The 20,669-nt window shown below is 71.3% G+C and carries 14 protein-coding genes; 8 read left to right on the forward strand and 6 right to left on the reverse strand.

Annotated features, from left to right (window positions below):
- Positions 1–100: 100 nt before the first annotated feature.
- Positions 101–2,638, reverse strand: a complete 2,538-nt coding sequence (locus tag ACZ6H8_RS03740) for a recombinase family protein (protein WP_464144549.1) — start codon at positions 2,636–2,638, stop codon at positions 101–103.
- A gap of 144 nt (positions 2,639–2,782) precedes the next feature.
- Between ACZ6H8_RS03740 and ACZ6H8_RS03745 the strand changes: the two genes are divergently transcribed.
- A complete protein-coding gene (locus ACZ6H8_RS03745) occupies positions 2,783–3,610 on the forward strand; it encodes an alpha/beta fold hydrolase (protein WP_464144550.1) in 828 nt (275 codons plus the stop codon).
- A 114-nt stretch (positions 3,611–3,724) separates the two neighbouring features.
- Here the strand turns inward: ACZ6H8_RS03745 and ACZ6H8_RS03750 are convergent, their stop codons facing one another.
- Positions 3,725–3,934: a hypothetical protein gene (locus ACZ6H8_RS03750; protein WP_464144551.1), complete on the reverse strand. Its 210-nt coding sequence runs from the start codon at positions 3,932–3,934 to the stop codon at positions 3,725–3,727.
- Positions 3,935–4,272: 338 nt separating this feature from the next.
- Between ACZ6H8_RS03750 and ACZ6H8_RS03755 the strand changes: the two genes are divergently transcribed.
- Positions 4,273–7,086, forward strand: a complete 2,814-nt coding sequence (locus ACZ6H8_RS03755) for a helix-turn-helix transcriptional regulator (RefSeq protein ID WP_464144552.1) — start codon at positions 4,273–4,275, stop codon at positions 7,084–7,086.
- A 33-nt stretch (positions 7,087–7,119) separates the two neighbouring features.
- Here ACZ6H8_RS03755 and ACZ6H8_RS03760 read toward each other — a convergent pair whose 3' ends face one another.
- Both ACZ6H8_RS03760 and ACZ6H8_RS03765 read right to left on the reverse strand, forming a co-directional pair.
- Positions 7,120–9,039 (reverse strand): LuxR C-terminal-related transcriptional regulator, encoded by a 1,920-nt coding sequence (locus ACZ6H8_RS03760; protein ID WP_464144553.1) that lies wholly within the window; start codon positions 9,037–9,039, stop codon positions 7,120–7,122.
- Positions 9,036–10,100: an Hsp70 family protein gene (locus tag ACZ6H8_RS03765; RefSeq protein ID WP_464144685.1), complete on the reverse strand. Its 1,065-nt coding sequence runs from the start codon at positions 10,098–10,100 to the stop codon at positions 9,036–9,038. The genes ACZ6H8_RS03760 and ACZ6H8_RS03765 overlap by 4 nt, the downstream gene beginning before the upstream one ends.
- Positions 10,101–10,361: 261 nt before the next feature.
- Between ACZ6H8_RS03765 and ACZ6H8_RS03770 the strand changes: the two genes are divergently transcribed.
- The 3 genes from ACZ6H8_RS03770 (at position 10,362) to ACZ6H8_RS03780 (ending at position 16,140) form a co-directional block, all read left to right on the forward strand.
- A complete protein-coding gene (locus ACZ6H8_RS03770; RefSeq protein ID WP_464144554.1) occupies positions 10,362–12,635 on the forward strand; it encodes an IniB N-terminal domain-containing protein in 2,274 nt (757 codons plus the stop codon).
- 95 nt (positions 12,636–12,730) lie between these two features.
- The gene (locus ACZ6H8_RS03775) at positions 12,731–14,611 is read left to right on the forward strand and encodes a dynamin family protein (protein WP_464144555.1); all 1,881 of its coding nucleotides are present in this window, start codon (positions 12,731–12,733) and stop codon (positions 14,609–14,611) included.
- Positions 14,608–16,140, forward strand: a complete 1,533-nt coding sequence (locus ACZ6H8_RS03780; RefSeq protein ID WP_464144556.1) for a dynamin family protein — start codon at positions 14,608–14,610, stop codon at positions 16,138–16,140. Before ACZ6H8_RS03775 ends, ACZ6H8_RS03780 begins: the two co-directional genes overlap by 4 nt.
- On the opposite strand, the gene ACZ6H8_RS03785 is transcribed toward ACZ6H8_RS03780, so the two are convergent.
- Positions 16,064–16,651: a hypothetical protein gene (locus ACZ6H8_RS03785; protein ID WP_464144557.1), complete on the reverse strand. Its 588-nt coding sequence runs from the start codon at positions 16,649–16,651 to the stop codon at positions 16,064–16,066. The two genes, ACZ6H8_RS03780 and ACZ6H8_RS03785, sit on opposite strands and share 77 nt — an antisense overlap.
- On the reverse strand, positions 16,648–17,424 hold the full coding sequence (locus ACZ6H8_RS03790) for a DsbA family protein (RefSeq protein WP_464144558.1): 777 nt from the start codon (positions 17,422–17,424) through the stop codon (positions 16,648–16,650). Before ACZ6H8_RS03790 ends, ACZ6H8_RS03785 begins: the two co-directional genes overlap by 4 nt.
- Before the next feature lie 110 nt (positions 17,425–17,534).
- Between ACZ6H8_RS03790 and ACZ6H8_RS03795 the strand changes: the two genes are divergently transcribed.
- The 3 genes from ACZ6H8_RS03795 to ACZ6H8_RS03805 are packed head-to-tail and all read left to right on the forward strand — an operon-like array spanning position 17,535 to position 20,565.
- Positions 17,535–18,767 (forward strand): CpaF family protein, encoded by a 1,233-nt coding sequence (locus ACZ6H8_RS03795; RefSeq protein WP_464144559.1) that lies wholly within the window; start codon positions 17,535–17,537, stop codon positions 18,765–18,767.
- Positions 18,764–19,633 carry a type II secretion system F family protein gene (locus ACZ6H8_RS03800; RefSeq protein WP_464144560.1) on the forward strand — a complete coding sequence of 290 codons (870 nt, stop codon included), beginning with the start codon at positions 18,764–18,766 and terminating at the stop codon, positions 19,631–19,633. The genes ACZ6H8_RS03795 and ACZ6H8_RS03800 overlap by 4 nt, the downstream gene beginning before the upstream one ends.
- Entirely contained in the window at positions 19,630–20,565 is a 936-nt protein-coding gene (locus ACZ6H8_RS03805; protein ID WP_464144561.1) for a type II secretion system F family protein, read from the forward strand. The genes ACZ6H8_RS03800 and ACZ6H8_RS03805 overlap by 4 nt, the downstream gene beginning before the upstream one ends.
- Positions 20,566–20,669 lie beyond the last annotated feature (104 nt).

A 20,669-nucleotide genomic window follows, 5' to 3' on the forward strand; every position in this document is an offset into this window, starting at 1 on the left:
CGGTCGAGTTCTCTCAGTCAGGAGCAGCGAAACTCGAACGAACACCGCTCGCTCGGGTGTGGAGACCAGTCGAGGCACATCGGTCCTCGAACTGCTGCTACTAGATGGGGTCGCCGACACGGAGCCGCTCAGCGCGGAGGCTCACGACGCTTCGCTCGGGAATGCCGGTCTCCCTCGACTGCTCCTTGACGGGACGCCCAACGACATCGTCAAGCATCCAGGGCTCCCACTTGCGCTTGGAGCCCCCCGCTCGACCACCCTCCGACATGCGCCGCCGCAAATCAGCGTCGTGGGTGTAGTTGACGAAGTCCGCGACGCCCCGAGCAAGGTTCTCGACTTCGCGCTCGCGAAGCCCGGCAGCCTTACCACGGCCGTTCGTCCCCGCCTCGTAGTCAGACTCGATCTCCGCGCGGGTGAGCGTGATCTCGAGGAGCGCTTGCTCGAGCACCTCGACCGTCGGCAGCTCGTCGCCTGCCTTCCAGAGATCGCCTAGCGCACGATGGGAGAGGGACGAGAGCGCCCCGCTCAAGTCACCGAAGTACCGGCCCATGAACACCATCTCGAACGGTGGCCACTTGATCTCCCTCCGATGCCCACGCTTCGACTGGAATGCACCGACGAGAGCATCGACGACGGTCGAGACCGAGGTAGGGCTAGACGTCGGCAGTGCTGCAGTGGACTTGGTTGGGTGTCTTGGGGGCTGCGGAGAGCACTGTTGATCTTCCCTCCGGGAGGGAGTACCTTCTTGCCTCTCCGACAGGGTGGCCTCTGCCCACGCTTGGAGTGCCTCGCCCTCGAGGTCCATCGGAGCGCGCGGCGCTTCCCAGCCCCTCGGCATCGTGATCTCACGTTCGCGCATGACGCGCATGAGTGCGGGCATGACTTTGTAGTGCTGACGGTAGGTTGCGACTGCCTCGTCGGGGTCGTTCGGGAAGGCGTCGTGGTAGAACCGGAGCTTCTCAGCCTCCCAACGAGCCTCAGACGCGACTGCCTCGGCGTCCACTCCTGTCTCCTCTGTTGCATCTTCGATCGCAGCATCTGACCGTGCGGCCCCGCCGATGCTCGTGACATGCACTCGTGTTTCAACGGCGAGCCGGCGAGACACCTTGTACTCGCCGGTGGCGAAGCTGAAGCGACGGTGTTGGACGTATCGGCGGAGGTCGGGTGCACCGGGCTTCGGTGCTTTGACCTTCGGTGACAGTCGGATCTCGATCGGGCCGCGCAGCACGGCTCGTTGAAGGTCGATCGGGAGGTTGCGAAACTCCCGGGCGAAGAACGCCGCGCGGGTCATGGAATCCACGTAGGTGATCGTCGACCCGTCCTCCAGCTCGGCCTCGTCGGTGTCGACGAGCGCTAGAGCGGCGCGAAGGGGACCGGTGGCGTCATCAGCGAGCGCGCGTTGCAACTCGAGTTCTGCCGCTCGGATCAGGACGTCCAGCTCCCTCAGCCTCGCCTCGATCGGTCGGGGATCGAGGCCCACGAAGGCGAGCCGGCTCGAGAGCTCCGCGGTCTCCTCTCTCAGAGCAGCCATGCGAGCCTGGATCGGTGCGACCCCGGCGGCCCCGGACTCGAGTGGCGGCATGTCCAAAAGCGCGAAGTAGAGGCCCTCGAGGGCCTGATCGTCGCCTAGATGCCGCGCGATGATCGCATGCCCCTCTGCCTGACCCTTCCTTCCTGGGTGCCGGCGAGAATCGCATCGGTAGATCGGCTGCCCGCTTGCGTGCTGCGAACCCACCATCGTGTGACCGCAGGGACAGAGCATGATCCCGCTGAGTAGCGACGTCGCGGGCCTGCCCACTCGTTGCGGTCGATCGCCTACGAGCTGCATGAACTGCTCGAAGATCTCACGGGAGACAATCGGCTCGATCGCAGACGACTCCTCGAAGGCGTAGACGATGTCCCGCTTCTTGATGCCGCGATGCCAGTTGGTCGCGCGGCGGAGGACCCCGGCATTCATCGGTCGACAGAGCACATCTCGTACTGCATGGGATGACCATGGCCGATCCGCAGTGGTCCGCAGATCCCGAGCATTCCACTCTCGAGCGATCGATTGCTGGGTGGCACGCTTCGCGAGGATCCTCTCGTAGGCGTCGGCGATGAGAGGGGCCTCGATCTCGTGCCGCGTGCGTCCGTCCTGCTGATAGCCGAAGGCGCGGCGTCCACCTCTGGGCACTCCGAGGCGGAAGTTCTCCGCATTACGGGCCCGGACGCGCGATGCTTTCATCGCCGATTCCATCTCAGCGAAGATGAAGCCGATGGCCGACATCGCCTTGGCTGTCGGATCGCTGACATCCTTCATCCCCTCCGACAGGGTGTGCGTCCGGACGCCGGCGCGCGCACAGAGGCCAAGGAATGCGGAGGCCACCTCGCCGTTCCGGGCGAATCGGGACGACTCAGTGGCCAGGACGACGTCGACGCGGCGGTCCTCGATCGCTACGAGGAGATCCGCGAACCCCGGGCGGGATGTGTCACTGTACGCGCTGATGCCATCGTCTGTGAAGACGTGGACGACGACATAGCCCTGGCGGCTAGCCTCGGCCTCCAGGCGGTGCTGCTGCGACGCGATCTTGTCGAAGTCCTCGTCCGTCTGACTGATACGGCAGTACAGAGCCGCGCGAAGGGGTGGATCCTCTTTCATGGGTCAACCATAGATGGGGGTTCCAGAACCCCGAGTACCGGTAGCGAGACCGCCCGGCGCCGTCAAGGCCCCGGTGCCTGGCAAACCCTGCCGTGGCGCACCCCGAACGACCATCGACCCATCCGCTTCGGAAGGAGCATCATCATGACCGACGTTCGACTGCACATCACCGACTCCGGTGGCGACGGCCGCCCCGTCGTCCTCATCCACGGCTGGCCTCTGTCCGGGGAGTCGTGGCAGGCGCAGCGTCGCGCGCTCACCGCTGCCGGCTTCCGCGTCGTCGACTACGACCGGCGCGGCTTCGGCGAGTCCGACAAGCCCGAGACGGGCTACGACTACGACACGTTCGCCGACGACCTCGAGTCGGTGCTGTCGAGCCACGACCTCACCGACGTGACCCTCGTGGGCTTCTCGATGGGCGGCGGCGAGGTCGCACGCTACGTGGCGCGCCACGGCGAGAGCCGCATCCGCTCGGTCGTGTTCGCCGCCGCGGTGACGCCCTTCATGCACACGACCGACGACAACCCGGACGGCCCGCTCGGCGACGACCTGTACGGGCAGCTGCGCGGCGGCCTCGTGGAGGATCGCGACGCGTTCTTCGACGAGTTCGCCACCGGCTTCTTCTCGGTCGGCGACGACCTCAAGGTGTCGCAGGAGGATCGCCTCGACGCGATCGCGCTCGCGCAGCAGTCGTCGCAGACCGCTGCGGTCGCGTCGATGGATGCGTGGGCGACCACCGACTTCCGCGACGACCTCGCGAAGGTCACCGTGCCGACGCTCGTCATCCATGGCGACGGCGACGGCACCGTGCCGTTCGAGGGCTCCGGCAAGCGCACGCACGAGGCGATCGCGCACTCGCAGCTCGTCGTGATCGAGGACGCCCCGCATGGCCTGAACGTGAGCCATGCCGACGAGTTCAACGCTGCGCTGCTGCAGTTCGTGCAGGACGAGGCGCCCGGCGTCGACGTGTGATCCGATGAGGTCATGGAGGGCGGTGGCCGGCGGGTCGCCGACCTTCGTCGTCCCTCATCCCACCCGTCGACGGGCTGGAGCACCCGTGTCGGGTCGGCGCCGTGCCGTGCGCCGTCAGACGGCGACGGTCGCGAGTGCGATCTCGACGTCGTCGTCGACGTCGACGGGCCCCAGGCCGTCGAACACCACCACGCTCGTCGCCGCCGACGTCCGCGCCTCGAGGATGCCCGCGGTGCCGCGGGGCACGAACGGCCGATCGAGGCCGCCGATGTCGAGGATCGCGACGACGTGAGCGCCGACGTCGAGTGCGTGCTGCGTGCTCATGCACGCGACGCTAGTCGCGGACGCCCGTCGCGCTCGACCCGATGCGCCATGAGGATCGCTCGTGCTAGGACGTCGAGCCACGACGGCGCGGCTCGAACGGGGTACATCTCGCGGAGCGCCCAGCGCTGCGCTGCGGCTGCTCGGCTGCACCCTCCGCTGGTCGCGCTGGCGGCCGGCGACTGGCGATCACGGTGTCATGTCGCGATCGCGGGAGGCGTCGGCGGCCTGCGATCGGACCGACGTGCCGTGCGGTCGAGAAGATTCTCCCTAGAGAAGTGAGCATTCTCCATTTACAATCGCAGCCAAGCCACGACCGTCTCACCGCACCGCAGGGACTCATGTCAGCCGTACCAGCAACGCCGCTGCAGCCAGCGGTATCGCCGCGCCTGGCGTACCGCGGGTTCGCTCGCGACACGTTGGCTCGGGGCGTCGACCAGCACGGCATCCTGCTCGTGGTGGCAGGACTGCCCGGTGCAGGCAAGACGTTCCTGCTGCGCGACCTCGTGCAGGCGGGGATCGCCGACCAGCGGCGCACGGCGTTCCTTCGAGCGGACGAGATCGAGCGCAACGAGCCGTTCAGCTTCATCGAGCGCTTCGTCGCAGGCACCCGCATCCCCGACTGGCATCTCGCTCCCTCCCCGCAGGACGATCCCTTCGCGATCGGACGCGAGTGCCTGCAGCACCTCGTCGGCGGTGCCGAGCCGCCGCTGCGCATCATCGTCATCGACGACGCCCAGTGGATCGACCCGCGATCGCAGCGCGTGCTGCGATACCTGATCCCGCGGCTCACGCGCAGCGGCGTCATCCTCGCCTTCGGCACGCGCACCCCGCACGAGCGCGGCGGCTTCGGCGAGTTCCTCGCCGCCGCCGCCGCCGAGGACCCCCTGGATGCGCTGCACGAGCTCGGTCCGCTCACGGTGGAGGACATCGCAGCGCTCGTGCTCGAACGGCACGGGGCGGGCATCTCGACGCACAGCGCAGAGCGCATCCTCGCCGAGACCGAGGGCTCGTTCCTCGCCGTCGACAGCATCCTCTCGGCACTGACGGAGAGCGAGATCGCGAAGCTGCATCTCGTGTGGGATGCGCCGTTCCGGGCGACCGCAGACGGCGCCGACCTCCTGCTGCATCGGTTCGAGCAGCTCGACGAGGCCACGAGGCGCACCTGCGAGATCGTGTGCCTCGCAGGGCACGAGCTCACTCCCGACGCGCTCGGCACCGCAGCCAGGGTCCTCGGCGAGCCGGTCAGCATCGACGCCGCGGTCGACGCCGACGTGCTCGTCGTCGCCGGGATCGGCTCGAGCGTCATGCCGCGGCACGCGCTCGTCGCCCGCGCCATCGGCACGACCGTGCCGACCGAGCGCGCGAAGGCCATCCATCGCGCCCTGGCCGAGGCGACGGCGGGGCCCATCTCGTTGCGCCACGCGCTGCGCGGCGAGACCGGACTGCACGACGCGCTGCGCGAGCGGGTCGACGCGTACGTCGAGGAGGTCGCAGCAGGCGGCAGCCTCGGCGCGGCGAGCGAAGTGCTGCGCGACGCGCTCGAGGCTGCCACCGACGCCGACGATCGATCGAGGCTGCTCGTCGACCTCGCGCTCACCCACATCGAGGCGAAGACCGGCTACCTCGTGCTCGACCTGCTCGACGAGATCGAGCGGCTGCCGCCCAGCACGCTGCACGAGTTCCTCGCGATCGTGGTCGGCGCGCACGGGCCGGGCAGCGAGCTGCCGCTGCGCCGCGCGCACGCGCTGCTGCGCGCGGACTCCGACTCGCCCGACGACCGCGCCGTCCAGGGCTTCTTCGCGTTCATGGCCGTGCTCCTGACGATGCGCACCGGCGACCGGACGATGGTGCGGCCGCTCATCACGCGTGCGAAGGAGCTCATCGCGCGGGCGCCCGCCGATCCGTCCGAGCTGACGCGCGCGCGCCTGGCCTTCACCGTCGCGCAGGAGGGGCACCTCCTCGTGCTCGACTGCTACGCGATGGTGCAGGACCAGCTCGACGCCGACGTCGAACGCGTCGTCGCAGCGCTGCCGGGGCTCACGGCACGCATCGGACGTCTGCCGGATCAGCGGCTGACGGTCGACGCGATCGTCGCCGTCGCCGGCGCGACCATCGCCACCGGCGACCTCCGCGGCGGTCGGATGCTCGCGCAGAGCGGGGTCGACCTGCTGGAGACCGTGGGCGAGCCGTGGGCGGCGGGCACCGCGCGCCTCATCCTGAGCGACTGCCTCGTGCTCGAAGGCGAGTACCGTGCGGCGTCCGACCTCATGACGGCGACCGAGCAGGACATGTACATGGCCCTCGACGTCGAGACGCGTGTGACGTGGGCGGCCTTGCGCGTCTTCATCGCCGCGGTGACGGGGCAGGGAGACGTCGAGGCGCAGCTCGCGCAGGCCCGCAGGCAGCGCTCGATCCGGTGGGAGGGGTATGCACCGGATCAGACGCTGCTCGCCGAGTGCGAGGTCGCGCGGGCCGGTGGCGACGCCGCAGCCGTGCTGGCCGTCACCTCCGAGGCGTGGATCGACGGGCTCACGAACACCAGGCACGGCTACCTGACGTATCGCGCGCACGCGCTGCTCGAAATGGGCCGCGTCGAGGAGGCCGCATCGCTCGTCGAGCAGCTCGCGCAGTGGCGCGGCGTGCGGTGGCAGGAGTACTGGGGCTCGCTCGCGTGGCTCCGCGCCCGGCTCGCGCATGCGCGCGGCGACGCCGAGGGGGCGCGCTGGCACTTCGACGTGGCCATCGACCGGCCGGTGCCACCGCTGCCGCGAGCGCTCACGCAGCTCGACGCCGGCGCGTTCCTCGCCGAGATCGGAGAGGCCGCTCGCGGCGCCGAGCACGTGCGCTCCGCGCTGCGGCTGCTCGAGACCATCGGGGCGACGGCGTACGTCCCCCGTGCGCAGCGCCTCCTCGCCGGCGAGGTCCAGGCGCAGGGAGGCGGTGGGCCCGACCGTCTCGCGCTCCTCACCGCGCGCGAGCGGCAGATCGCCGAGCACCTCGCGAACGGTCGCTCGAACAATCAGATCGCCGAGTCGCTCATCGTGTCGATCACGACGGTGCGCTCGCACGTGTCGAACGTCCTCCGCAAGCTGCGGCTCACGTCGCGCGGCGAGGTCGCGCGCCTGCTGCGCAGCGAGCAGGGCGTCCGATAGCGCGCGAACGCACCGCACCCGCTCGCCGCCCGGTCAGCTCCTGCGCTCGCCGCCGCCCAGCACGTCGTGCAGGCGCTCGAGCAGCTCGCCGCGACTCGTCGCGCCGAGGCGCGACCGGATGCGCGCCACGTGATGCTCGACGGTCTTCGGGGAGATGAACAGCCTCTCGCCGATCGCACGGTAGCCCTGCCCATCCAGCACGAGCCTCGCGACCTCCTGCTCGCGCGCCGTCAGCGACGACGACGTCGCCTCCCGCACGCCCTCGCGTTCGTGCTCGTTGCTGATCGACCTGGCGAGCTGCATCATCGACAGCGCGGTCTCCCGCTCGGGATGCTGCAGCGCCGCCTGCCCGGCCAGCCGCGCCGCATCCCACACGTGCCCGACGCTCGCGAGCGCACGCACGCTCGCCTCGACCGAGTCGAAGTCCGCCTCGCGCCGCAGCACGCCGAGCCAGATCTGCCCCGCCTGCGCGAGCGTCGCCGCGTAGGGGCTGATGCGCTCCGCACGCACGAGCGCGTTCGCGTGGGGGATGAGCGCGGCAGGGTCCTCGGCCTGGAACGCCGCCTGCACCCCGTGCCAGCTCACGAGCGCCGACCACGCGATGGGCGAGCCCAGGCGCTCCATCGCAGCGGTCGCCGAGTCGCTCATGTGCTGCAGCCGCTCCGTGTCGCGCAGTCGTGCGGCGACGACCATCATCTCGCCGAGCGGCAGCAGGTCGAAGAGCGTCATGTGGAGCCCGAACGTCAACGATCGGATCTCGCGCCACGCGTCGCGCATGCCGGCTGCATCCGTGCGACGACGCGCGATCCCCGCGAGCAGGCACCAGTGCAGCAGCAGATCCCGGTCGCACAGCGCGGCGCGGCCCCCGAGCTCCCGCAGCCGCGCCTCGGCGGCATCCATGCCCCCCTGCACCATGAGCGACCACGAGCTCAGCAGCAGGTGGCGCGCCCTGCCCGCCTCCCCGCCCATGCCAGCGCGCAGCGCACGCTGCAGCAGCATCTCCGCCGCCGCGGGCTCGCCTCTGCCGATCGCGATGAGCGCAGCGAGGGCGGCGGGCGTCTCGGGCATGACGACGTCGCGGCCCAGCGGCGCGAGCGTCGACACCGCGCGAGCCAACGCGTCGAGCGCGCCGTCGCCTGCACCCTCCACGCTCAGCAGCAGGCCGTCGGCGAGGTCCGTGAGGCCCGCGCCACGACTCGTGAGCGACGCATCGCCCATCGCGGCGCGCCACCGCCTCGCGTCTGCGAGGTCCCCGCGGCCGATCGCGGCGACCACCGCCCACACGGCGCCGGTGCCCGCACGCTCCGGGGTGGCGTGCTCGAAGAGCGCCGCGGCCTGATCGAGCCGGTTGCCCTGCATGTGGGCTCCCGCGGCGAGGATCGCCGCGCGGGCGCCGACCTCCTCGGACGCCGACTCGAACAACGGCTCCGTCAGCGCGAGCACCGCGTCGGAGCGTCCTCGTCCCGCGGCGTCCGCCGCCCGCAGCAGCGCGAGCTCGGCCTCCGTCGCACCGCGAGCGCGCACGACGAGCGACAACGCCGCGAGCACCATCGCGTCCTCCGGGTGGTCGCCGGCGGCGCGGACGAGCAGGCGCAGCAGCGCCTGGTCGTGGCAGCCTGCCTCGGCGAGGGCCACGAGCGTCGCAGGTCGCGACGTCGTGCCCGCCCCCAGCTCGGCGAGCACCTGGTCGAAGAGCTCGCGCAGCTGCGCCGGGGACGCGTCGGCGACGATCCGCGGACCTGACGAGGTGTGCAGGCTGCCATCGTGCAGGTACACGGTGCCGTCGGTCATGAGCGCGTCGAGATCCTCCTGCACCGCCTGCCGCGACCTGGTCAGGCGGGTGGAGAGCTCTGCCGCGCTCTGCGGGCTCGACGCCGCGATGTGCAGCAGCAGACGGTGCCGCTCGTCGCTGCGATGCTCCGAGCCGGAGCCCGCGTCGTGCTCGAGCGTCACGGCTCGGTCCGGCCCTGTGCCTGCGAGCCTCCGCGTCGGCGGCCACCGCCGCGACGCGTGCTCGAGCGCGCGAGCGTCGCCGCGTGCCGCGCGAACCGCTGCCACCTGGGCACCTGCGCATCGCGCAGGAGCCGGGCCAGTCTCAGCGGTGCACCGTGCACCGCCGTGCGCTGCGGGTCGGCCGGCACGATCGTCTCGACGCCGAGATCGGCCGAGAGCCGCTGGCTCACGACCGGCATGCTCGCGAGCCCGCCCGTGAGCAGCACCGCGTCGACCTGCACGGGCGCCTGCTCGAGCGCGGTGCGCACGAGCCCGACCACCGCGTCGGTCCAGCCGCCTGCGAGCTCCTCGAGCTCGCTGCGCAGCAGCCGGATGCGCCGCTGCGTGCCGAACGGCTCGGAGCGCATGGACTCGGCGACGCTCGTCGAGAGCGCCTCGCGCGCCTCCCTGCAACGCTCGAGTGCGTCGCGAGCGGCGTCGATGAGCGAGGGCTCCTCGCGGTCGATGCCCTCGCCGAGGTCGTCGAGCCCGCGCAGCACATGCTGCAGCACGGCGACGTCGAGCAGGTGGCCGCCCTCCTCGAGCACGGGCGTGGGGCTCAGCAGCGCGGTCGGATGCGTGCGGCAGTCGCGCACGACGACGACGCTCGCATGCATCGAGCGCAGGCTCAGCACCGCGACCGCGTCCGGCAGCGTCGCACCCTCGGCGAGCGTCTGCTCGATGGCGGCCTCGGCATCGTTCACGAGCACCGCCGCGATGCCGTGCGCGATCAACGCCCGCTCGACCCTCGCCCGTGCGCCCGGTGGCCACCATCCGGGCACGGCGAGCGCGACGGGGTCAGCATCGGTCGCTGCGGCGGCATCGCCCATCGCGTGCCCGAGCACCTCGGCGTAGACCTCGTCGACCGGCGCGAGCTCGGGCTGCTCGCCGCGCAACCGCACGAAGGGCGCATCGGATGCGATGCGGTGCAGCAGGTCGCGCGGCGCCGAGCCGTGCGCGATGGGCACGGCTGATGCGTGGCTGCGGCGGACCGTCGTCGCGCCGACCTCCATGCCGACCATCGTCACCCGCCTCCATCGTCAGATGCTCCGACACTAGTGACGCGTGAGCCGCCCGGACACGACCTCGCGGCTGGATCGGCGCACCCGATCCCCTCATGCATCCCCTACTCCGTGTCCGCCGTGGGGGATGAGGATGATCGGTCTCCCGGGGCGACATCAGGGGTGCCGGCCCCGAGGCGACGGGGACGCGGCCATCCATATGGTGAGCATTAGTCACCCGGCCGCGTTCGCGGCGAGGTGCGCGATCTTGAAGGAGCGATCATGTCCATCACGACCACCGAGCTGCTGCGGTTCATCCTCGACCTGCTCGCAGACCCCGCCAGGGCGGACGCGTTCAGCGCCGACCCCGAGGGCGTCCTCGCCGAGGCCGGCCTCGCCGACGTCTCGTGCGCCGACGTCGACGCCATCACCCCGCTCATCGCGAACTCGGCGCCCGGCGCCTTCGCGATGGCTGCCGCAGGCGGTGGCGGCGCTGCCGCCGCTGCGATCGCGCCTGCCGCGATGATCAAGCAGCTCGTCACGAACGTCAGCACCTTCGAGAACCACGGCATCCTCCAGAACATCTGGGCGGAGGGCGAGGTCCGTCAGGTCTTCGCGAGCGAGGGCGGACTCGCCGTGGGCGGCGACCTGTCGACGGACGACCCGCTCGTGGTCGGCGACGGCAACATCGTGGCGAGCGACACGGCGATGGCTGCAGGACGCGACATCATCCAGAACCAGGGCGACGGCAACATGGTGCTCGGTGGCGACCAGACGGTCGTGCAGGACGGCGGCGTCATGGCCGGCGGCGACGCGCTCGCCGAGGGCGACAAGGTCGGTGGCGACAACAACGAGGCCGAGAACACCGGCAACGACAACTCCACCACCGTCGGTGGCAACCAGAACCAGGCGGGGAACTCGGGCAACGACAACTCGGTCTCGGTCGGTGGCGACCAGAACAACGCCGAGAACACCGGCAATGCGACGGACGCCTCGGTCTCGGTCGGCGGCAACCAGTACAACGCCGAGAACTCGGGCAACGACAACTCCGACAACTCGGACAACTCCGACAACTCGGACAACTCCGACAACTCGGACAACTCCGACAACTCGGACAACTCCGACAACTCGGACAGCTCGGACAGCTCGACGACGGTCGGTGGCAACCAGAACCAGGCCGAGAACTCGGGCAACGACAACTCCGACAACTCGGACAGCTCGGACAGCTCCGACAGCTCGACGACGGTCGGCGGCAACCAGAACCAGGCGGAGAACTCGGGCAACTCGACCGACGCCTCCACGACGGTGGGCGGCAACCAGAACTCGGCGGAGAACTCGGGCAACTCGACCGACGCCTCCACGACGGTGGGCGGCAACCAGAACCAGGCCGAGAACTCCGGCAACGACAACTCGAGCACGGTCGGCGACAGCGACGACTCGATCACGGTCGGCGACGTCGACGTGGATCTCAACTCCGGCAACGACAACTCGAGCACCGTCGGCGACACCGACAACTCGTCGGACGACTCGATCACGGTCGGCGACGTGGATGTGGATCTCAACTCGGGCAACGACAACTCGAGCACGGTGGGCGACACCGACAACTCGAGCACGGTGGGCGACACCGACAGCTCAAGCACCGTCGGCGACACCGACAACTCGTCGGACGACTCGATCACGGTCGGCGACGTGGACGTGGACCTCAACTCGGGCAACGACAACTCGAGCACGGTGGGCGACACCGACAGCTCGAGCACCGTGGGCGACACCGACAGCTCGAGCACCGTCGGCGACACCGACAACTCGAGCACGGTCGGCGACACGGACAACTCCGACAGCTCCGACAACTCGACCGTCACGGACGAGTCGATCACCGTCGGCGACGTCGCGGTCGACCTGTCGTCGGACAGCTCGGTCGGTGGCGACCTGTTCGAGGAGGGCTCGAACGTCGGCGGCATCGGCAACACCGACACCCGCACGACCGACTCGGGCAACACGGTGGCGATCAGCGAGACCACGTCGACCGACAACTCCGTGACGTTCGGCACGATCGCGGTCGACCTGTCGACCGACAACTCGGTGGGCGACGTCGACCTGTCGACCACGACGGCGACCGCGACGGCGATCGACAACTCGGTCACGGTGGGCGACGTCGACCTGTCGACCGACACCGCAGTCGACAACTCGGTGACGGTGGGCGACGTCGACCTGTCGACCGACCTGTCGACGACGGTGGGCGACGTCGACCTGTCGACCGACCTGTCGACGACGGTGGGCGACGTCGACCTGTCGACGGACCTGTCGACGGACCTGTCGACGACGGTGGGCGACGTCGACCTGTCGACCGACACCACCGTCGACCTGTCGACGACCACGACGGTCGCCGACTACGACTACACCTACACGGCCGTCGACACCTCCACCACCGAGGGCGCCAGCTACGTCGACGAGTCGGTCACGTACGGGGACTACTACGAGGGCGACACCACGGCCACGGTCGTGGATGCGCCGGTCACGGTGGTCGAGACGAGCTACGACTACAGCTTCGGCCAGTAGCCCGCAGCGCTCACCGGCCGCTGCGCGAGGGGCGACGTCGACGACGCCCCTCGCGCAGCGGCCACCCACCATCTCCGCGCCGTAGGAATCCCCGAATGCCCGCACCCATCCCCGCAGCGTCGGCCGTGCCGCTCGCCGCCGCCGCCGATCGCCTGCGTGAGATCGCCGTGAGCACCGTGCGGCCGGATCTCCTCGGCCGCATCGACGCGGCCTCGACGACCCTCGCCGACGCGAGCGTGCGCGTCGTCGTCGTCGGCCAGTTCAAGCAGGGCAAGAGCTCGCTCGTCAACGCGATGGTCGCGGCCGACATCTGCCCCGTCGACGACATCGTCGCGACGGCCGTGCCCACCGAGGTGCAGTGGGGCGAGCACGTCACGGCCGCGCTCGTCACGACGCTCGCCGACGAGGACCGCACGATCCGCACCACCATCGACCCCGGCCAGCTCCGACGTCACGTCACCGATGTCACGGCCGCGTCGACGGCCATCGGCAGCCTCCACGCCGAGGTGTCGCTGCCGCGGGCGTCGCTCGCGAACGGGCTCGTGCTCGTCGACACCCCCGGCGTGGGCCGCGGGCAGGCGCGCGCCGCCACCAACCTCACCCTCCTGCCGGAGGCCGACGCGATCGTCATGGTCTCGGATGCGACGCAGGAGCTCACCGATCCCGAGCTGCGCTTCCTGCAGCAGGCCGCCGCGCTGTGCGGACGCGTGACGTGCGTGCTGAGCAAGCACGACCTGCAGCATCAGTGGCGAGGCATCCACGACGCCGACCGCGAGCATCTCGCCGGCGCAGGCGTCGACGCGCCCATCATCCCCACCTCGGCGCTCCTGCACAGCCTGGCGTTGCGCGAGCAGACGGCCGGGGGCCGTGCCGAGTCGGGCGTCGACGCGCTCGTGTCGCATCTGCACGGCCCCGTGCGCGCCGACGTGATCCTCGAGCGCCGGCTCGCCGCCGCCGAGGAGATCGTCGCCGTCGGCAGGCTGCTCGCGATGGTCGCGCAGAGCGAGCTCGATGCGCTCCTGGACCCCGCGGGCGGCGGCGTCGTCATCCACGACCTGCAGCGCGCGCAGAAGACGGCGGAGCAGCTGACGCAGCGTTCGTCGCGGTGGCAGCAGACCCTCGCGGACGGCATCGAGGAGCTCATCGCCGACGTCGACTTCGACCTGCGCGACCGCCTGCGCAAGGCTGGCAGGGAGGCGGAGCGACTCATCGACTCGAGCGATCCCGGCCGTTCGTGGGAGCAGATCGGGGCCTGGCTCGCCGACTCGGTGACGCAGGCGGTGTCCGACAACTTCGTCTGGGCGCACGAGCGAAGCGTGCACCTGGCCGGCGTCGTCGCCGACCACTTCTCGCTCGACGGTCGCGCAGCCGTGCCCGCGCTCTCGCTCACGGGCACCGAGCAGGCGCTGCGCGCCATCGGCGGCCTCGACTACATCTCCTCTGGGCAGCTCGGCTTCGGCAAGAAGCTCATGATCGGCCTCAAGGGCTCGTACGGCGGGGTGCTCATGTTCGGCCTCATGACGTCGCTCGCGGGCATGGCGCTCGTGAACCCCCTCTCGCTCGCCGCCGGCCTCGTCGTCGGCACGTTCGCGTATCGGCAGGATGCGCAGTCGCGCCTCGAGCAGCGACGCACCGAGGCGAAGGCAGCGGTGCGCCGACTCATCGACGAGGCGATCTTCCAGGTCGGCAAGGAGGCCCGCGATCGCTCGATCGGCACGAAGCGCATGCTGCGCGAGCACTTCGTCGCCGTGGGGGAGAGCTTCAAGCAGTCGCTGTCGGAGTCGGTGCGCCTCGCGCAGCGCGGCACCGAGATGCCGAAGCCCGAGCGCGCCATCCGTGCGGAGCGGCTCGCCGCCGAGCTCGGCGAGCTGCGGGCGCTGTGCGAGGAGGCGGCAGCGTTCTCGACGTCGCACGCGACGGCTGCGCTCGCCCCGACCGCGCTCGCCGCTGGCGCCCGTGCCAGGAGCGCATCGTGAGGGACGCGATCGAGTCGGCACGCCGTCTGCTCGCCGAGGCACGCGACCTCTACGCCCTCGTGCCCGACGCCGGCGACGAGCTCGCGCTGCTCGAGGCGCGGCTCGATGAGCCGCTGCGGGTCGCCCTCGTCGGCTCGGTGAAGTCCGGCAAGTCGACGCTGCTCAACGGCCTGCTCGGCGAGCGCATCGCCCCCACCGACGCACGCGAGTGCACGAGGATCGTCACCTGGTACCACTACAGCCGTGCCCCGCGCGTGCAGGGCAGGCTCGTGAGCGGCGACATCGTCTCGATCCCGACGCGCAGGCAGCCCGATCGCCTCGAGCTCGACCTCGCCGGTCTCTCGTCCGAGGAGATCGAACGGCTCGACGTGTCGTGGCCTGCGCCGGGCATCCAGGGCATCACCCTCATCGACACGCCGGGCATCGCGTCGGTGTCGCACGACATCTCGAGCCAGACCGACCGCTTCCTGCTGCCGGAGCACGGTGCGGCGGGCGCCGACGCGGTCGTGTACCTGCTGCGGTCGCTGCACGAGTCCGACATCGAGTACATGAAGGCGCTGCACGAGCGCACGAGGCACGGCAGCGCCGCGATGGGTGCCATCGCCGTGCTGTCGCGGGCCGACGAGCTCGGCGCGGGGCGGCTCACGGCGATGTTCTCCATCAACGAGGCCGTGCAGCGGCTGCGCGACGATCCGGCGCTCGCGGGCGTGTGCGAGACCATCGTGCCCGTTGCCGGGCTCATGGGCATGGGCGCGATGACGTTGCGGCAGACGGACTTCGCCACGCTCAGGCAGCTCGCGGCCGTCGATGCCGAGCAGGCGCGCGAGCTGCTCGTGAGCGCGGAGCGCTTCATCACCGCCGCGGAGGAGGAGCTGCCATCAGGGCGCGTCCGTGCCGACCTCGTCGACCGCTTCGGCATGTACGGCATCCGCATCGCGATCGCGGCGGTGCGCGGTGGGATCTCCGACGCGGAGGACCTCGCCGCCGAGCTGCTGCGACGCAGCGGCCTCGAGGAGCTGCGCCGCACGATCGACGTGCACTTCGCGCAGCGCCAGCCGGATCTCAAGGCGTACTCCATCGTGCTCGCCCTGCACCAGCTGCTCAGGAGCACGCCGACGCAGGGTTCCGAGGCGCTGCTCGTCGCCGCGGAGGAGCACATGGCCTCCGCGCACGCGTTCACCGAGATGCAGCTCGTCGGCCGCATCGCGAGCGGTCGGCTCCAGCTCGACGCCGATGCGATCGACGAGCTCGAGCGCCTCGTCGGCGGTCGCGGCGCCGGCCACGGTCAGAGACTCGGCCTCGACGTCGCCGAGCCGCCCAGCGCGATGCTCGCCGATGCCGTCGAGCATCTGCGCAGGTGGCGGTCGCTGCGCGAGAACCCGCTGCTCGACCGCGAGACGAATCAGGCGTGTCGCGTCGCGGAGCGCAGCTGCGAGCGCATCGTCTCGGAGCTCATGGCGCAGCAGGCGCGATCGGGATCGATCGAGCAGCCTCGCCCTGCCGCAGCCATCGCGACGCTCGAGGCGTGAGGACGAGCAGCAGCGCGACGGTCGAGCACGCGAGCACGACGCCCGTCGCGGCTGCGCTCGTGGGCGACTCGCCCCGCAGCAGCCACGCGAGCAGCACCACCGGCACCTGCACCGCGGTCGCCGCCGCGAGGCCGACGCGCGTCAGCGCGCTGCGCGCGAACGCGATGGCACGCATCGCGAGCACCTGCAGGGCGGCGGCGGCCAGCCCGAGCCCGCCGACGACCGCGAGCATGATCGTGGCCGCACGCTCCTGCTGCTCGATGTCGTAGTCGGCGCGCAGATCCTCCGGCAGGGAGTCCACGAGCGACGTCCGCAGGGCGTCGAGGTCGAGCGCCCCCATCGCGACGATCGCGATCCACACGGCGGCGACGCCCAGCGCGAGCGCGAACGCGACGAGCACGCGTCGCGGCCGGGGGATGAGCTGCTCCGGCGGGAGGCCGGAGGCGAACTGCGGACGCTTCGGGGCTCCGGTGCGCTCTGCATCCCACGACGGCGTCGCCGGGACGGTCACGACGTGCCGCCCTGTGCGGCGTCGATCGCGAACTGCAGCTCGTCGGGCCCCGGCACCGACTCCTGCCCGTCGGACACGCGCACGACGGTGACGTCGTCGACGCGCACGGTCGGCGTCACGCTGACGTCGGCGGCGATGCCCGACTGCAGCGCCTCCTCGACCCACGGCTCGAAGGTGCGCTCGGCGACGCAGTCGTCGATGCCCGTGGCGCCAGCGGATGCCGCGAGCTCGAGCAGTCGTTCGTCGCTGAGCCCGGGGCCGCCCTCGGCGGGCTGCTCGTCGAGCAGCAGCCCGTGCATCGTCACGTACGCGTCGACGCCTGCCGCGTCGGCGACGCACACGGCGGCGTTGGCGGCGCGTTGCGCGTACTCGTCGGTCGAGGCTGCCACGAGGAACGCGAACGGACGGTACTCGATGCTGATGGCGCCCGCGGCGACCTGCTCGGCGAGGAACGCTCCCGACTCCTCGTGGAACGCGCGGCACGACGAGCACAGGAAGTCCTCGTACAGCGTGACGGCGACGGGCGTGGCGGCAGGATCGGCGGGCTCGAGCAGGAACCCGTAGCCCTCGGTGGCGTTCCGAGGGGTGGCGATCCCCTCGGGATCCTCCGGGCTCGGCAGCACCTGCACGACGACGACCGCGGCGACGATCGCGACGGCCGCGACGACGATGCCGACGGCCCAGGCGACTGCTCGGCGGCGCGGATCGCCATGGCGGTGCTCGTCGCGGATGCGGGCGGCCAGTGCCTCGCGACCCGAGGTGCCATCGTGCATGTCGCGCCCTCCGAGCAGAGGCTAGCAGCGGCAGTCGGCAGCGAGCCGCAGGCGCGGGATGTGGAGAGTGCGCAGCGTCGCTCGCGCGTGCTGTGCTGTGCTCCCATGCCATGAGCCGAGCCGTCGTCGCGATCACCGAGATGGTGCGCGACCGCGTCCGGCGCGACGGCGTCGACCTGCGCACCGGCGGCGACCTCGCCGATCGGTACGTGCGCGACGCCGTGCGGCGCTACAGCGAGCTGGCGCTCGGCGGCGCCCATCCGCTGCTCGACGACGAGCAGGCAGCGACGCGGTCGGTGCTCGCGGCGATCACGGGCTACGGGGTGCTGCAGCCCTACCTCGACGATCCCGCGATCGAGGAGCTCTGGGTCAACCAGGGCTCACGCGTGTTCGTCGCTCGCGACGGTGCGAGCGAGGAGCTCGAGGTGCGGCTGACCGCGCAGGAGACGCGCGACCTCGTCGAGCGCATGCTGTCGACCACCGGTCGGCGCGTCGACCTGTCGATGCCGTTCGTCGACGCCTCGCTGCCGGACGGATCGCGGCTCCACGTCGCGTCCGGCGACGTCGCGCGCGGCGCGATGAGCATCAACATCCGCAAGTTCTCCCGCCGTCTCGCGTCGCTCGAGGCGCTCGTCGAGCTCGGCACGCTCAGCCATCAGGCTGCGGCGTTCCTGCAGCGATCCGTCGTGGCAGGGCTCAACATCCTCGTCTCCGGCGCGACGCACGCGGGCAAGACGACGCTGCTGGGTGCGCTCGTCGGCGCGGGCAGGCCGCGCGACCGCGTCGTCACGGTCGAGGAGACCTTCGAGCTCGACCCGCGCGTCGACGACGTCGTCGCCCTGCAGTGCAGGCAGCCCTCGCTCGAGGGCACGGGTGAGATCACCCTGCGTCAGCTCGTCAGGGAGTCCCTGCGCATGCGGCCCGACCGGCTCGTCGTGGGTGAGGTGCGCGGTGCCGAGGCGCTCGACCTGCTCATCGCGCTCAACTCGGGCGTCGCAGGCGCTGGCACGATCCATGCGAACTCGGCGAGGGATGCGCTGCAGAAGCTCACGACGCTGCCGTTGCTCGCAGGACGCAACATCGACGCGAGGTTCGTCGTGCCGACCGTCGCCGCCTGCGTCGACCTCGTCGTCCATTGCGTCATGGACGCTCGCGGCAATCGACGCGTCGCCGAGATCCTCGCGCCCACCGGCACGAGCACGGGGCACCTCATCGAGGCGTCGTCGCTCTTCCACACCGTCGACGGCCTCCTGCGTCCCACGGGCGGGCAGCCGTCGCGGACGACGAAGTACGAGGCGGCGGGCGTCGACGTGACCGCGCTCCTCGCGAGGGATGACGCATGACGTGGCTGCTCGGCGCGCTCCTGGGGCTCGGGCTGCTGCTCGTCGCGTCGCCGTGGCTGTGGCCGCGCGTCGATCGCGCGCCGGGCGACGAGCAGGCGACGTCGTGGCCGGCGCGCATCCGCGACCGGCTCACGCAGTCGGGACTGCACGAGGTGCCGTTCGCGGCGCTCGTCGTCGTCGCCGTGCTCGCTGCCGTCGTCACGGTGGGCGTCGCGCTCGCGGTGGCTCCCGTGCTCGCCATCGCGATCGCCGCGGGCGTCGCCGGGTTCGCCGCACCGTTCGCCGCCGTCGCGTGGCGCGCGCGGCGCCGGCGTCGATCGCGATCGCTCGTGTGGCCCGACGTCGTCGACCACCTCGTCTCCGGAGTGCGCAGCGGTCTCGCCCTTCCCGACGCCGTCGCGGCGCTCGGGGAGGCGGGCCCCGCCCAGACCCGCGACGCGTTCCGCGCGTTCGGGGCCGACCATCGAGCGACCGGCTCGTTCGCGTACGCCCTCGACCGCCTCAAGGCGCGGCTCGCGGATCCCGTCGCCGACCGCATCCTCGAGACGCTGCGGATGGCACGCGACGTCGGCGGCAGCGAGGTCGCGCACGTGCTGCGCGACCTGGCCGTCTACCTGCGCTCCGACCTCGCCGTGCGCGGGGAGCTCGAGGCACGGCAGTCGTGGGTCGTGAGCGCCGCGCGACTCGGCGTCGTCGCACCGTGGCTGGTGCTGCTGCTGCTGTCGACGCGGCCGGAGGCGGCGAGCGCCTACGACACCCCTGGCGGATTCGCGATCGTCGGGGGCGGGCTCGTCGTGACGGTCGTCGCCTATCGCGCCATGGTGCGCCTCGGCCGGCTGCCGGAGGACGGGCGGTGGTTCGCGTGAGCAGCGGCATCGGCGCCTCGCTCGTGCTCGGCGCCACCTTGGGACTCGGGCTCTGGATGCTCGTGAGCCTCGTGCCGATCCTGCGACGCCCGAGGCTCCTGCACCGCGTCGCACCCTACGTGCTCGACGTCTCCTCGGGCGCGCGCGACCTCGTCGCTCGCCGCACCGTCGATCCCACGAGGGTCGCCCTGGTCGTCGCCGCGCCCGTCGGCGATCGACTGACGCCCATCGTGCATGCGCTGCTGGGCTCCCCTGGCATCGTCGCGCAGCGGTTGCGTCGAGCGCGCAGCCCGCTCACGCTCGCACGCTTCCGAGCGCGGCAGCTCGTGTGGGCTGCGGCGGGCGCCATCGTCGGGGCAGCGCTCGGGGCGATCGCCGTCGCGCGGGGCGCATCGCCCGCCGTGCCCGTGGCGCTCGCCCTGGTCGCGTCGGCAGGCGGTGCGCTGCTCGTCGACTGGCTGCTGCAGCGGGTGGTGCGGCGACGCATGACGCGCATCGCGAGCGAGCTGCCGACCGTGCTCGAGTTCCTGGCGTTGAGCCTCGCTGCCGGCGAGGGACTCGCCGACGCGCTGCGCCGCGTCGCGCGCATCGGCACGGGTGAGCTCGCTGGCGAGCTCCGCACCGTCGTGGGAGACGTCGCGTCGGGCTCGCCGCTGTCGGATGCGCTCGAGCGACTCGCGACCGAGCTCGCGCATCCGGGGGTCGCCCGCTGCGTCGACCAGATGCGCGGTGCCCTCGAGCGCGGCACGCCGCTCGCGCAGACGCTGCAGGCGCAGGCGCAGGACGCTCGCGACGGCGCCAGGCGCGACCTGCTGGAGTCGGCGGGGAGGAAGGAGATCGCGATGCTCGTGCCGCTCGTGTTCGGTCTGCTGCCCACGACGGTCGCCTTCGCGCTGTGGCCGGGCATCCACGTGCTGCAGGTGGGGTTCTGAGGTCCGAGGGGTGTTCGATGTTCGAGGAGAGGAGGCGCCGGATGCGCCGCATGTGGAGTCGATTCGTGGCGGAGGAGCGCGGCGACGTGCCCGGCTGGGTGCTC

The sequence above is a fragment of the Agrococcus sp. AC640b genome, assembly GCF_979255995.1.